At 71.2% G+C, this 12,540-nt stretch carries 12 protein-coding genes; 7 read left to right on the forward strand and 5 right to left on the reverse strand.

From position 1 onward, the window contains the following. Window positions 1-47 precede the first annotated feature (47 nt). The 6 genes from purM (at window position 48) to BLR91_RS01020 (ending at window position 6,042) form a co-directional block, all read left to right on the forward strand. The gene (gene purM / locus BLR91_RS00995; RefSeq protein ID WP_089878116.1) at window positions 48-1,169 is read left to right on the forward strand and encodes a phosphoribosylformylglycinamidine cyclo-ligase; all 1,122 of its coding nucleotides are present in this window, start codon (window positions 48-50) and stop codon (window positions 1,167-1,169) included. A gap of 60 nt (window positions 1,170-1,229) precedes the next feature. Beyond that, on the forward strand, window positions 1,230-2,501 hold the full coding sequence (locus BLR91_RS01000; RefSeq protein ID WP_089938067.1) for a Calx-beta domain-containing protein: 1,272 nt from the start codon (window positions 1,230-1,232) through the stop codon (window positions 2,499-2,501). A 68-nt stretch (window positions 2,502-2,569) separates the two neighbouring features. Continuing rightward, on the forward strand, window positions 2,570-3,493 hold the full coding sequence (locus tag BLR91_RS01005) for an ABC transporter ATP-binding protein (RefSeq protein ID WP_089878110.1): 924 nt from the start codon (window positions 2,570-2,572) through the stop codon (window positions 3,491-3,493). Next, the gene (locus BLR91_RS01010; protein ID WP_089878107.1) at window positions 3,490-4,233 is read left to right on the forward strand and encodes an ABC transporter permease; all 744 of its coding nucleotides are present in this window, start codon (window positions 3,490-3,492) and stop codon (window positions 4,231-4,233) included. The genes BLR91_RS01005 and BLR91_RS01010 overlap by 4 nt, the downstream gene beginning before the upstream one ends. A 31-nt stretch (window positions 4,234-4,264) precedes the next feature. Continuing rightward, window positions 4,265-5,431 (forward strand): sensor histidine kinase, encoded by a 1,167-nt coding sequence (locus BLR91_RS01015; RefSeq protein WP_089878104.1) that lies wholly within the window; start codon window positions 4,265-4,267, stop codon window positions 5,429-5,431. Continuing rightward, complete coding sequence (locus tag BLR91_RS01020; RefSeq protein ID WP_089878100.1) at window positions 5,428-6,042, forward strand: response regulator transcription factor; 615 nt, start codon at window positions 5,428-5,430, stop codon at window positions 6,040-6,042. The genes BLR91_RS01015 and BLR91_RS01020 overlap by 4 nt, the downstream gene beginning before the upstream one ends. 37 nt (window positions 6,043-6,079) lie before the next feature. On the opposite strand, the gene BLR91_RS01025 is transcribed toward BLR91_RS01020, so the two are convergent. Then, window positions 6,080-6,313: a DUF3073 domain-containing protein gene (locus BLR91_RS01025; protein WP_018192337.1), complete on the reverse strand. Its 234-nt coding sequence runs from the start codon at window positions 6,311-6,313 to the stop codon at window positions 6,080-6,082. 143 nt (window positions 6,314-6,456) lie between these two features. Between BLR91_RS01025 and BLR91_RS01030 the strand changes: the two genes are divergently transcribed. Beyond that, complete coding sequence (locus BLR91_RS01030) at window positions 6,457-7,530, forward strand: NAD(P)-binding domain-containing protein (RefSeq protein ID WP_089878097.1); 1,074 nt, start codon at window positions 6,457-6,459, stop codon at window positions 7,528-7,530. Between the two features lie 48 nt (window positions 7,531-7,578). Here the strand turns inward: BLR91_RS01030 and BLR91_RS01035 are convergent, their stop codons facing one another. Genes BLR91_RS01035 through BLR91_RS01050 form a run of 4 tightly spaced genes read right to left on the reverse strand, consistent with a single transcriptional unit; the run spans window position 7,579 to window position 12,531 of the window. Next, window positions 7,579-9,729 carry a glycogen debranching N-terminal domain-containing protein gene (locus tag BLR91_RS01035; protein WP_089878094.1) on the reverse strand — a complete coding sequence of 717 codons (2,151 nt, stop codon included), beginning with the start codon at window positions 9,727-9,729 and terminating at the stop codon, window positions 7,579-7,581. Continuing rightward, a complete protein-coding gene (locus BLR91_RS01040) occupies window positions 9,726-10,469 on the reverse strand; it encodes a peptidase E (RefSeq protein WP_089878091.1) in 744 nt (247 codons plus the stop codon). The genes BLR91_RS01035 and BLR91_RS01040 overlap by 4 nt, the downstream gene beginning before the upstream one ends. Continuing rightward, the gene (locus BLR91_RS01045; protein ID WP_089878088.1) at window positions 10,466-11,374 is read right to left on the reverse strand and encodes a carbohydrate ABC transporter permease; all 909 of its coding nucleotides are present in this window, start codon (window positions 11,372-11,374) and stop codon (window positions 10,466-10,468) included. Before BLR91_RS01045 ends, BLR91_RS01040 begins: the two co-directional genes overlap by 4 nt. Beyond that, complete coding sequence (locus BLR91_RS01050) at window positions 11,371-12,531, reverse strand: carbohydrate ABC transporter permease (protein ID WP_089878085.1); 1,161 nt, start codon at window positions 12,529-12,531, stop codon at window positions 11,371-11,373. The genes BLR91_RS01045 and BLR91_RS01050 overlap by 4 nt, the downstream gene beginning before the upstream one ends. Window positions 12,532-12,540: the final 9 nt, after the last annotated feature.

Consider the following 12,540-nt stretch of genomic DNA (forward strand, 5'->3'; position numbering starts at 1 on the left):
GCAGCCCCGCTTTTCCGCTGCCAACGGCCCCCGGATACGATGGACCGGTGACCGACTCCGCAGCCTCCTCATCCGCTTCCTACGCCGCCGCCGGCGTCGACACCGCTGCGGGCGACCGGGCCGTCGAGCTGATGAAGGCGGCCGTCGGCCGCACCCACGGGCCCGAGGTGCTGGGCGGGGTCGGCGGGTTCGCCGGCCTGTTCGACGTCTCGTTCCTGAAGGACTTCGACCGCCCGCTGCTGGCCACCTCCACCGACGGTGTCGGCACCAAGGTCGCCATCGCGCAGGCGCTCGATAAGCACGACACCATCGGTCAGGACCTGGTCGGGATGGTCGTCGACGACATCGTCGTGGTCGGGGCTCGTCCGCTGTTCATGACCGACTACATCGCGTGCGGCAAGGTCGTCCCGGAGCGGATCGCCGCGATCGTCGCGGGCATCGCGACCGCGTGCGCGGAGACCGGCACCGCCCTCGTCGGCGGCGAGACCGCCGAGCACCCCGGTCTGCTCGGGCCGGACGACTACGACGTCGCGGGCGCCGCGGTGGGAGCGGTCGAGGCGGATGCCGTGCTCGGCGCCGACCGCGTGCGAAACGGCGACGTCGTGCTCGCGATGGCCTCGTCCGGTCTGCACTCCAACGGCTACTCGCTGGTCCGCCACATCCTCGCCGCGCGCGGCATCGGGTTCACCGACCAGTCCGCCGAGTTCGGCGGTGTCGTCGGCGAGGCCCTGCTCGAGCCGACCCGCCTGTATACGGGGCCGTTGCTGCGTGTGCTGCAGGACCCGGCTCTCGACGGCGCCATCCACTCGCTCAGCCATGTCACCGGCGGGGGCATCGCCGCGAACCTCGCCCGCGTCCTCCCGGTCGGCTCGTGGGTCGAGGTCGACCGGTCCACCTGGTCGCCGACGCCGGTCTTCCGCATCCTGAGCGATCTCGCGGGCAGTTCGCTCGAGTCGAGCGAGGGCACCTGGAACCTCGGCATCGGGATGTTCGCGGTCGTCGCGCCGGAGGCCGCGGATGCGGTCGCGGCGGCGATCACGGCCGACGGCATCCCCACCTGGCGCGCCGGCGTCGTCTCGACGTCCGCGCGCGACCTGACCGGGTTCGAGCAGGGCGCCAAGGGCGTCGACGGCGGCGCCGTGCGCCTCGTCGGCTCCTACGCCGGCTGATCTCACGTCACCCCTTTTGGTCGGAGCGCGGTCGGGCGTCCTCCCGCTAGAGTGACGCGTGTGAGCCGACCGACCGCCCGCTTCCGCCTGGCGTCGGCGCTCACCCTTCTCGCTCTTTCCGGCCTCGGGGTCGTCGCCGCTGCCTCTCCGGCGCTGGCGGATCCGCCCGTCTCCGTGCAGCCCGCGCCGGCCGATGCGCTCACCCCGCTGGTCGACTGTGTTCAGGATGCGCCGCTCGGCACCGTCGCGGCCCGCACGGTCGTGCTCGGCTACCGTTCGACGGCGTCCGTGCCGGTCTCCGTCCCCGCTGGAGGCGGGTCGAACGACCTCACGACCGGTGCCGTCGACCGGGGCCAGCCGTCCGTCTTCGAGCCGGGCGAGCATCACGGTGTCTGGCTTCTGACCGTGGATGCCGCTGCCGAGCCCACGCTCGGCTGGCGCCTGGGCCCGACCACCACCGACTTCGCCGCCGCACCCGCCTGCACGGCGGCGACCGCTGTCACTCTCAGTACGCCGGCGAAGGTCGCGGCCGGCGGCACGGCTGCCGTCTCGGCGACGGTGACTCGGATGCTGCTCGCGGCCCCCGGATCCGGCACGGTCGCCTTCGCCCTCGACGGAGGGGCGCAGGTCGTTGCGCCCGTCTCCGCGTCCGGCGTCGCGCGCGCCGACCTCCCGGTGTCCGCCGCTGGCGCGCACACCGTCACGGCGACGTTCCAGCCCGAGCAGGCGTCCGGGCTCCTCAGCGCGGTCGGAACCGCGACGTTCACCGCGACGGCACCGAGTGCCCCGCTGACCGTCGCGACCGACTCGGTCGTCGCCGGGAGCACCAGCGTCCTCGTCACTGTTGCCCGCTCGTCCGGCGCAGGCGATGCGACGGTCGACGTCATGACCGCCGACGGCACCGCCCGCGCAGGCGCCGACTACACGGCGCTGGCAACTACGGTCGCGCTGGCCGACGGTCAGACGACGGCCACGGTCCGGGTGCCGCTCGCCTCCCGCCCTGCGGGATCGCCCGCCGCCACCTTCTTCGTGTTGCTGCAGCGCGCATCCACCTCGGTGACGACGGCGTCGGCGACCGTCGCGCTGCCTGCCGTCGCCGCCGTGGCGCCCGCGACGGCAGCGGCCGCAGGCACGCATGGCGGTAATGCTGCGCCGGCGGCGGTCTCGTCCGTGCTCCCGCCGGACGACCCGACGGCCGCCGGCCCGGGCGCGACGACGGCCGCCGGACAGGACCTCGCCCTGCTGTTCGGGGGCATCCTGCTCACCGCGGGCGGCATCCTCGGCGTCCTCGGGCTCGTGCGCGCCGCGGGGATGCGCGAAGCACGGGCATGACAAACGTCACCCGCAGATCCTGACACCCGCTCTGCTCTGCGCCGGACGCCGGTCGGCACTCTGGAGAGGTGAACGAGACACCCGCCATCCACCTGTCCGGCCTGCGCAAGACCTTCGGCGCGCTCACGGCCGTCGACGGCGTCGACCTGAGCATCCGCCCGGGCGAGGTCGTCGCCCTGCTCGGCCCGAACGGCGCCGGCAAGTCCACCACCATCGATCTCGCACTCGGGCTTGCACGTCCGACCGCGGGCCGGGCTGAGCTGTTCGGTGCGCCACCGCGGCAGGCGGTCGCCGCCGGCCGGGTCGGCGCGATGCTGCAGGGCGGCGCGCTGCTGCCCACGCTGACGGTCGCCGAGTCGGTGGCGCTGGTCGCCGCGGCCCACCGGCACCCCCTCAGCGTCGCCGAGGCCCTCGAACGCGCGCGGTGCACGGAGATCGCGCGTCAGCGCGTCTCCAAGCTGTCCGGCGGTCAGCTCCAGCGCGCACGGTTCGCCGTCGCCGTCGTCTCCGACCCGGACCTCCTGTTCCTCGACGAGCCGACGGCCGCGATGGATGTGGAGGCGCGCCGCACCTTCTGGCAGTCGATGCGCGAGTTCACCGACGCCGGGCGGACGGTCGTGTTCGCCACCCACTACCTCGACGAGGCGGACGAGTACGCCGACCGCATCGTCATGATGGCGCGCGGACGGATCGTGGCCGACGGCACGCCCGCGGAGGTCAAGGCGGTCGTGTCCGGTCGCCGCATCCGCGCCACCGCTGCCTTCCCGGAGACCGGTGCCGGCACCGCAGCGCTGAACGCGCTCCCCGGAGTGCGCAGCGCCGAGCGCCGCGGCGACGTCCTCACCCTCGTCAGCGACGACTCCGACGCCACCCTGCGCGCACTGCTCGCGACCCACCACGACATCCACGACATCGAAGTGACCGCGCACACCATGGACGAGGCCTTCCTCGCCCTCACCGAGGCGCGCGACACGGAAGGAGCACACTCATGAGCATCGCCTACCTGGGGCGCGAGTCCCTCCGCCAGCTGAAGAACATGCGTGCGATGATCTTCACCCTCGCCGTCCCTCTCGTCATGCTGTTCGCCTTCGGGGGCACGTTCGGAGGCGCCGGGCAGGTCGATTCGACGACGCACCTGCCGTGGATCGTGGTCACGACCATCCAGGTCGCCGCCTACGGCGGGATGATGTCGGCTCTGTCGCAGGCATTCCAGATCGTCACCGAGCGCTCCATCGGCTGGAACCGGCAGCTGCGGATCACGCCGCTGAGCGGCACGGGCTACCTCGTGTCGAAGCTCGTCGCCGCCCTGGCGCTCGCCCTATTCAGCATCGTCGTCATCATCGGCGTCTCCATCGCCCTGTACCATCCCGACCTGTCCGTCGGCAGCTGGCTGCTCGCCGGGCTGGGGATCTGGTGCGGTGTGATCCCGTTCGCGCTGCTCGGCATCCTGATCGGGCAGTTCGCCAAGCCGGAGTTCGCCCAGCCGCTGTTCATGGCCGTCTTCATGGGCATGGCCGTGCTCGGCGGCCTGTGGATCCCGCTGCAGGTGTTTCCCGCCTGGGTGGCGGACGTGGCGCGGGCCGTTCCGTCGTACTGGCTCAACCGCGTCGGTCAGCTCGGCGCGCTGCAGAGCGGCGACGCGCTGACGCCGGCGATCGTGCTCACCGCGTGGGCGCTGGCGCTGGGGGCGCTCATCGTCTGGCGCTACCGGCGCGATGCGGCGCGGGGCTGAGCGGCGCCGGGCCGCTGGCTAAGGTAGCAACGTGTTCTCGCGTGAGGTGCCGGAGGTCCGTCCGGTCGGATGGCGCGCCCGCCTCCTCCACCCGGCCGCGTACCGCTGGTACCCGGGCGCGACGATCGGCCTGCTGTACCAAGCCTCGGTGCTCGTCGGACTGTGGACGGCGCAGGGCACGGTCGCCGAGAAGCTGGGGATCACGGCCCTGCTCGCCGTGGTCTACCTCGGCTTCCTCGTGCTCCCGCCGCTCCTCTGGTGGGAGACGGAGCGCAGGCGACTGGTCGGGATCGGCCTCTATTTCGCGCTCACGCTGACGCTCTTCCCGCTGATCGGGGTCGTCGCCTGCTGGACCTGGGTCTACGTGGCGTGCGTCGCCGGGATGGTGGTGTCGCGCACCCCGGTCGCGTTGACCATCATCGGGGCACTCGGTGGCCTCCAGCTGATCGTGCTGACGGTCGCCGGAACCGTGGAGGACGACTGGTTCATCGCGCTGGTCACCGTGTCCATCGGCGTGATGATGAGCGCATTCGCGCGACAGATCGACGCACTCCGACGGCTGCGCAACGCACAGGGCGAGATCGCCCGGCTGGCCGTCATCGAGGAACGCGCCCGGTTCTCGCGCGACATGCACGACGTGCTGGGGCACTCGCTCACCGTCGTCACGGTCAAGTCGGAGCTCGCCCGGAGGCTCATCCCCGTCGACCCGGATCGGGCGGCGGAGGAGATCGCCGACATCGAGCGCCTCAGCCGGTCGGCGCTGGCCGACCTGCGGGCCGCCGTTGCCGGGTACCGCGAGATGAGCCTGTCGACCGAGCTGGCTGCTGCGCAGGCGGGACTGGCGGCCGCCGACATCCAGGCCCACCTCCCCCGCAACGGCGAGGAGGTCGACCCCGAGCTGCGCGAGCTCTTCGGCTGGGTGCTGCGCGAGGGCGTCACCAACGTGATCCGCCACTCCGGCTCGCGCAACTGCTGGGTGACCGTCGGACCGGAGAGCCTCGACATCGAGGACGACGGGCGCGGCCCGCACGGGAGCGGGCTGGAACCGGCGCCGGTGGGGGCGGAGGTCTCGCCCTCCGTGCGCGACGGATCCGGCCTCGCCGGTTTGAGCGCCCGCGCCGCGCAGGTCGGCGCCAGGATCGTCGTCGGATCCGGACCCCGCGGAGGCACTCTGCTGAGCGTGAGGAGGGCCGTGTGACCGACACCATCCGGCTGTTGCTGGCCGACGATCAGGCACTGGTCCGCGGCGCGCTCGCCGCCCTGCTCGACCTCGAACCGGACCTCGAGGTGGTCGCCCAGGTCGGGAGGGGCGACGACGTCGTGGATGCGGCCCGCGCATCCCGGGCCGATGTCGCGCTGCTCGACGTGGAGATGCCCGGCGCGGACGGCATCCAGGCGGCGGCACAGCTCCGGACCGCCGTGCCCGGGTGCCGGTCGCTGATCGTCACCACGTTCGGGCGGCCGGGCTACCTACGCCGCGCGATGGAGGCCGGCGCTTCGGGGTTCGTCGTCAAGGACACCCCGTCGGGTCAGCTGGCGGATGCTGTGCGCCGGGTGGCCGCCGGGCTGCGGGTGGTCGACCCCGCGCTCGCGGCTGAGTCGCTCGCGTCCGGAGCGTCACCGCTGACCGTTCGGGAGGCCGAGGTGCTGGAGGTCGCAGCCGAGGGCGGGACCATCTCGGACATCGCCCGCCGGCTGCACCTCAGCGACGGGACGGTCCGGAACCACCTCTCCAGCGCGATCGGGAAGACGGGCGCGCGCAACCGTTCCGAGGCCGTGTCTATCGCGACACGACAGGGCTGGCTCTGAGCCGCGAAGGATCGCAGCTCAGTACGGGCGGTCGGCGCTAGGCGCGCTTCGGAGTGCCCGTCTCCTCGTCCTCGTCTTCGTACGCATAGGCGTCCTCGGACTCGGTCTCGTCCTCCGCCTCGTACTCGGCCCACTTCGCGTATTGCTCGTCGTCGCCATGGGAGTGGCCGGTCAGCTCACGCTCCAGAGCGTCGTAGTTCACATTGGGACTGAACGACTTCAACTGCCGCGCGATCTTGGTGTGTTTTGCCTTCTGACGGCCGCGCCCCATGCGTGACCCCCTTTTGGTCCCAGCCCGGGCGAGAGAGGCTCCCCGGGGATCGAATAGAAACAGTGAAAACTAGCATGGAGTTTAGCATGCGGACATCACGGACCCCCGAGTTCCCGCACAGCGAGAAGTGATGGGATAAGCGGGTGAGCACGACCAGGACCGAGACCCAGGTGGTGGTCATCGGCGCGGGCCAGGCAGGGCTCGCCGTCGCCTACTATCTGCGGCGGTTCGAGCTGACCCCGGGCGAGGATTTCATCGTCTATGACCGCGGTCCTGTGACCGGCGGAGCCTGGCAGCATCGGTGGGATGCGCTCAAGCTCGGCAGCGCCCATCACGTGAACGATCTGCCGGGGATGTCGGAGCTGGGTCTCAGCTTCGACACGGCCGACCGGTCGCTCCCGGCACGTGACATCGTCGCCGGCTACTACCGCCGCTACGAAGACCATTTCGGCCTCCAAGTGCAGCGACCGGTGGCCGTGCACAGCGTCTCCGACCGGGGCGCGGATCTCGTCGTCGAGCACAGTGCGGGTGAGACGGCGACGCGCATCGTCGTCAACGCCTCGGGAACCTGGGGCTCGCCCTTCGTGCCCTACTACCCGGGAATGAACGAGTTCGCCGGGCGTCATGTCCATACCTCGACGTACCGCTCGGCCGACGAGTTCGCCGGTCAGTCGGTGGTCGTCGTGGGCGGGGGCACCAGCGCGATCGGGTTCCTGCTCGAGCTGGAGGGTGTGGCGGAGTCCCTGACCTGGGCGACCAGGCGGCCGGTGGACTTCCGCGACGAGTCGGAGCTCACCATCGAGGGCGGCGTCGCTGCGGTGGCGATGCAGGATGCGGCGGCGCGCGCCGGGGAGGCCCTCCCGTCGATCGTGAGCGGCACGGGCGTCCCTCGCACGCGACGGATCGCCGCCGGGATCGAACGCGGCGTGCTCATCGAGCGCCCGATGTTCACCCGCATCGAGAAGGACGGCGTGCGCTGGCCGGACGGCTCGTTCACCCGTGCCGACGCGATCATCTGGGCGACCGGGTTCAGGCCGGAGCTGCGTCATCTGGCCCCGCTGCACCTGCGGGAGAAGACGGGCGGTCTGACCGTCGCCTCCGGTGCCTCCTGGCAGGACTCGCGCATATTCCTCGCCGGGTATGGTCCGCAGGCGTCGACGATCGGCGCGAACCGCGCCGGCCGGATCATCGCGCGCCAGATCATGGCGCAGCTGTAAACGGCACTTGCGCCCCGGCACGCACGTCGTTTGCTCGGGCCCCTCGGGTCACGCAGTGACGGAGCGGGGCCGGCCCGCGAAGCGGAGACCTTCCACCTCGATGTCGCCTGCCGTCTCGTCCGGGTCGACCTCGAAGCGGCCTTCCGGGGCGTCCGCTCGCAGGCCGAGCCGGGCGCTGAGCACGGCCACCGCGGCCGCCGCCGACCACGCCTGTGGTCGGCACGCCGCGGGGTAGGGGATGGGTGCGCTGGTCTCCGAGGCGCTGTCGCCCGAGTGCAGCTCCGGCATCCGGTAGCCGAACCCGGCCGCCGCGGCGAGGAGCCCATCCGACAGCTGCGCGGCTTCGGCGCGGAAGCCGTCGCGCGCGAGCCCGGTGATCGCGATGGCCGTGTCGTGCGCCCAGACCGAGCCGCCGTGGTAGCTGAGCGGCCAGTAGCCCGCCGAGTCCGTCGACATCGTGCGCAGGCCGTAGCCGGACGACAGCTCCGGCGAGACGAGGCGTCGTGCGACCAGCGCCGACTGCTCGGCATCCAGGATTCCCGTGCCGAGGAGGTGGCCGATGTTGCTCGTGACGGTGTCGACCTTGCGTTTGGCGGCGTCGAGCGCCACCGCGGGATACGCGCCGGCCGGATCGGCGATCCAGAAGGCGTCGGCGAAGCGCTGCTTGAGGTCGGCCGCCCAGCCGCGCCAGGCGTCGCCTCCCGGCCGGTCGAAGGCATCCAAGAGTGCTGCGCCGCCGATGGCGGCTTCGTAGGCGTACCCCTGCACCTCGCACAGGGCGATCGGACCGTCGGCCAGCGTGCCGTCGCGCCACTGGATCGAGTCGCCCGAGTCCTTCCAGCCCTGGTTGGCGAGGCCGTGACCCGTGGTGTCGATGTACTCGAGGAAGCCGTCTCCGTCGCTGTCGCCGTAGTCGCGCATCCACGCCAGGGCAGCCTCCAGGTGGGGGAGGAGCGCTTCCACCTCGTCTCGGGGCATGCCCCAGCGCCAGGCGTCGTGCAGCAGGCAGATCCAGAGCGCCGTCGCGTCGACGGTGCCGTAGTACAGCGGCGGGAGGACGACGCCTTCGCCGGGGATCACCAGCGCGCCGGGCCGCAGCTCGTGCATGATCTTGCCGGGCTGCTCCGCCGTCTCCGCGACCGACTCCGTTCCCTGGTACTCGGCGAGCACCCGCAGCGTCGACGCCGCGATCTCGTGGCCGAGCGGCAGCAGCATCCGAGCCGCCCAGAGCGAGTCACGTCCGAACAGAGTGAAGAACCACGGCGCGCCCGCCGCGAGGAAGACGTCGTTCGGGTGCTCGACCGTCGACATGCGGAGCGCCTGGAGGTCGGCGACCGCGCGGTCGAGCCAGGACGCCAGCCGGGAGTCGCCGGTGGTGGCGCGGAAGGCGGACCACTCCGGCGACGGCGCGGCATCGGCCACGACCGCCGTCGGATCGTCGACGCCGGTGCTCCACTCCACGACGGCCTCTCCGTGCGCGGGCACGTCCACGTCCCAGTGGAGGGTGACGTTCCGGCCGTCGACGGTTGCCGTTGCGCCGCGAGCCGACACCCGAGCGGTGACGGGACCGCTGCCGAGCACGACGGCGTTGCCCCCAGCGTTGCCCTCGCCCCGGTCGACGGTCACGGGGTACTCGCTCCCGGACAGTCCCGCTTTGATCTTCTGCATGGGGCTGAAGTCGGCCCGCAGTTCGACTTCGACGGTGGTTCGCAGGCCTTCGCCCAGGGCGTTGCGCACGACGATGCGCTCGCCGAGCGAGCCGGCAGCGACCGTCCGTCGCTGGTCGATCCGCACCCGCGGATCCGCCGTCGCATCGTCGATCCCCCGAGCCAGGGCGGTGAAGACGGTCGTGGCGGCATCCGGTGAGGCGGTCGCGATGTGCTCCGGCACGGCGCCTCCCACGCTGAGGAGGACGTGATCCAGCACCCGGAGGTCGGAATGGTAGAAGCCGTGGATGCCGTGCCCGTCGATGCGCCCGTCGGCGGCCGACCAGGCCTGGGAGGGTGCGGTCAGCACCACGACGCTGTCGTGGAGGAGCGGCTGGAGGGGCTGGGTCATCGTGGTGATCGTGCCTTCGTGGTCGTCGCCGAGCGCGCGTGGGGCGTCAGCGGGGTGTTCGGTCGTGCGGTCGTCGGTGGGCGTGGATGGGGCGGAATCGCGGGAGACCAGGGGGTGGTGGGTCCCGGTGTCGGAGGTCATGCGGCGACCTCCTCGGCGAGGAGGCGAGGCGCGAGGCGTTCCTCGCGCACGCCGTCGTCGGTCCGGGTGAGCTGCCAGGCGGAGACGCCGGGGCGCTCGGCCACGATGTCCACCACGGCGCGGCCCCGGTAGACGAGGCCGACCCCTTCGTCGAGGGCGTAGCCGTCGGGAAGTGTTCCGTCGGCCACGGCGCGCTGGTGCGCCGGGCGTCGTCGCGGGTCGGAGTCGTAGTGGACGGCCAGGGACCCGGGGACGAGGCCGATCCCGTCGCGGACGGCGGAGATGTCGGGGCCGAAGGACGATGTCGTCCCGCCCTCGTGCCAGCAGAGCGCGCCCGCGGATCCTCCGGCGAGCACCACCCCGCGCCGCCAGGCCTCGGTCAGGATCCGGTCGAGGCCGTGCGCCCGCCAGACGGCCAGGAGATTGACGAGGCTTCCACCGCTCACCCAGACGACATCCTGCGACAGGAGGTGCGCGCGGACATCGGCGATGTTGGGATGCGGGAAGAGCCGGAGGTGCGTCGCCTCGACGCTGGCAGCCCTGGCCGCCTCGAGCTCGGCCCCCTCGACGTGGCGCTGGTCGCCGCCCGCGGTGTTGATGTGGGTGACGCGCGGGACGCGGCCGTGCACATCGGCCAGCTCGATGGCATGGTGCAGCAGCGGCCCGTACACCGAGTCGGTCCACTCGCCGCCGTTCAGCCCGCCGCAGGTGGCGAGGATGGTCGGTTCCGCTGCCGTCATTCCTTCACCGCCCCCTCACTGGAATTCATGATCCGCCTCTGAAAGATGAAGAACAGCACCGCGACGGGGATGGTCATGATGGCCGCTGCCGCCAATTTGAGCGGGTACTGACTGCCCTGGCTCAGCTGACCGCTGGCGAGCCCGGCGACGCCCTTTGTCAGGGTCGTCAGCGAGGGGCTCTGCGTCGAGACGATGAAGTGCGCCAGCTCGTTCCACGACCCCTGGAACGACAGGATGACGATCGTGATGAGGGCCGGCCGGGCCATCGGGAGCACGATCGACCAGAACACCCGGAAGGTGCCCGCTCCGTCGATCCTCGCCTGCTCCTCGACGCTCGCCGGGATGGACTCGAAGAAGTTCTTCATGATGAAGACGCCGGCGGCGTCCGTCAGCAGCGGCAGGATCATGCCCGTGTACGAGTCGTAGATGCCGAGCTGGTTGATGACGAGGAACTTGGGGATGAGGAGCACGACCATCGGCACGGACATCACCGCTACCAGCGCCGCGAACACGACGGTGCGCCCGCGGAAGTGCAAGCGCGCGAGGGCGTAGCCCGCGAGCGAGTCGAAGAACACCCGGCCCAGTGTGACGAACACGGTCACCACGGCCGAGTTGGCGAACCAGACCGGGAAGTCGGAGTTGACGAACAGCTTGGTGTACGCGGCCGTGGTGAACGTCTGCGGGATGAGCGACACCGGGTTCGCCGTCGCCTCGGCGTCCGTCTTGAACGACGTGGCCAGCTGGATGAGGAACGGCATGATGTACACGACCGCCAGCGCGATCAGGATCGCGTACGTGACGGACGTGGCGACGATGGTCGCGGTCGAGCGTCGCCGACGCGGACGAGCCGGCGGCGCCGGTGCGGGCGCAGTCGCACGCTCCGCCTGGATGGTGCTGGAGCTCATCGGATCGCTCCCTTCCGCTCGGAGTCGTCGCTGCGGGAGGACGGGACGCTGCTCGGAGCGCCTCCCGCTGCCGTGCCGGCCGCCAACGCGGGCTGGTACAGCCGCATCCGCCTTTTGGAGACCGTGCGCTCGCGCAGGATCCACCGCTGCAGCAGGGTGAACACGACGATGATGACGAAGAGGATGAAGGCGATCGCGGCGCCCTGTCCCCATTCCTGGTTGACGAACGACGTCTGATAGGAGAGGTACGCGGGCGTCAGCGTCGTCTTGCCGGGTGCCCCTCGGGTTCCGGTGTAGATCTGGTCGAACACCTGCCAGCAGCCGATGAGCCCGAGCGTGAGGACCGTGAACAGCGTCGGCCGCAGCTGCGGGAGGGTGATCCTCCAGAAGCGCTGCCAGCCGTTCGCGCCGTCCATCATCGCCGCTTCCGTGATGTCGCCGCCGAGGTTCTGCAGCGCCGCGAGGAAGAGCAGCATGAACGTGCCGCTCGTGGTGAAGACGGCCATGATGATGTACGCCGTCATGGCGACGGACGGGCCGCCCAGCCAGTCCCACCACGAGACGCCGAGCGCGGTGTTCTGGGTGAGCGCCGCTGGTCCCTGCGTCACGCCGAACACGGCGAGCAGGTCATGGATGATGCCCGAGGGGTCGTTGAACCAGTTCGGCCCGTGGATGCCGACCCACGACAGCACCTTGTTGACGGCGCCGCTGGTGCTGAACAGGAAGAGCCACAGCACGGTGATGGCGACGGAGCTGGTCACGGAGGGGAAGTAGAACGCCGTCCGGAAGAACCCGCGACCGCGCAGGATCGCGCGGTTCACGAGCACGGCGAGGCCGAGCGACACCGCGGTCTGGATCGGCACGACGAGCACGACGTACCAGGCGTTGTTCTTGAGCGACATTCCGAAGTCCTGCTCGGCGAGACCGCCGCCGGCGAGGAGCTTCGTGTAGTTGTCGAAGCCGACGAAGTTCACGTCGGAGGAGAAGGGGCTGCCCCGGCCGCCCCAGTCGGAGAAGCTGACCCACAGCGCCATGAGCACCGGGATCACCAGGAAGACGCCGAGCAGCAGGATGACCGGGGCGGTGAACAACCACCCCGAGGCGGTCTCGCCGCGCCGCAGACCGGTGCGACGAGACCGACTCGTGGTTGTGGACATGACGGGAGG

Source organism: Leifsonia sp. 466MF (assembly GCF_900100265.1).
Taxonomy (GTDB): Bacteria; Actinomycetota; Actinomycetes; order Actinomycetales; family Microbacteriaceae; genus Leifsonia.

Excerpts from the sequence above, each read along its gene's own strand:
- BLR91_RS01010 (WP_089878107.1), top strand. The coding sequence starts at position 3,490 with ATGAGCATCGCCTACCTGGGGCGCGAGTCCCTCCGCCAGCTGAAGAAC.
- BLR91_RS01040 (WP_089878091.1), bottom strand. The coding sequence starts at position 10,469 with ATGACGGCAGCGGAACCGACCATCCTCGCCACCTGCGGCGGGCTGAAC.
- BLR91_RS01045 (WP_089878088.1), bottom strand. The coding sequence starts at position 11,374 with ATGAGCTCCAGCACCATCCAGGCGGAGCGTGCGACTGCGCCCGCACCG.
- BLR91_RS01035 (WP_089878094.1), bottom strand. The coding sequence starts at position 9,729 with ATGACCTCCGACACCGGGACCCACCACCCCCTGGTCTCCCGCGATTCC.
- BLR91_RS01025 (WP_018192337.1), bottom strand. The coding sequence starts at position 6,313 with ATGGGGCGCGGCCGTCAGAAGGCAAAACACACCAAGATCGCGCGGCAG.
- BLR91_RS01050 (WP_089878085.1), bottom strand. The coding sequence starts at position 12,531 with ATGTCCACAACCACGAGTCGGTCTCGTCGCACCGGTCTGCGGCGCGGC.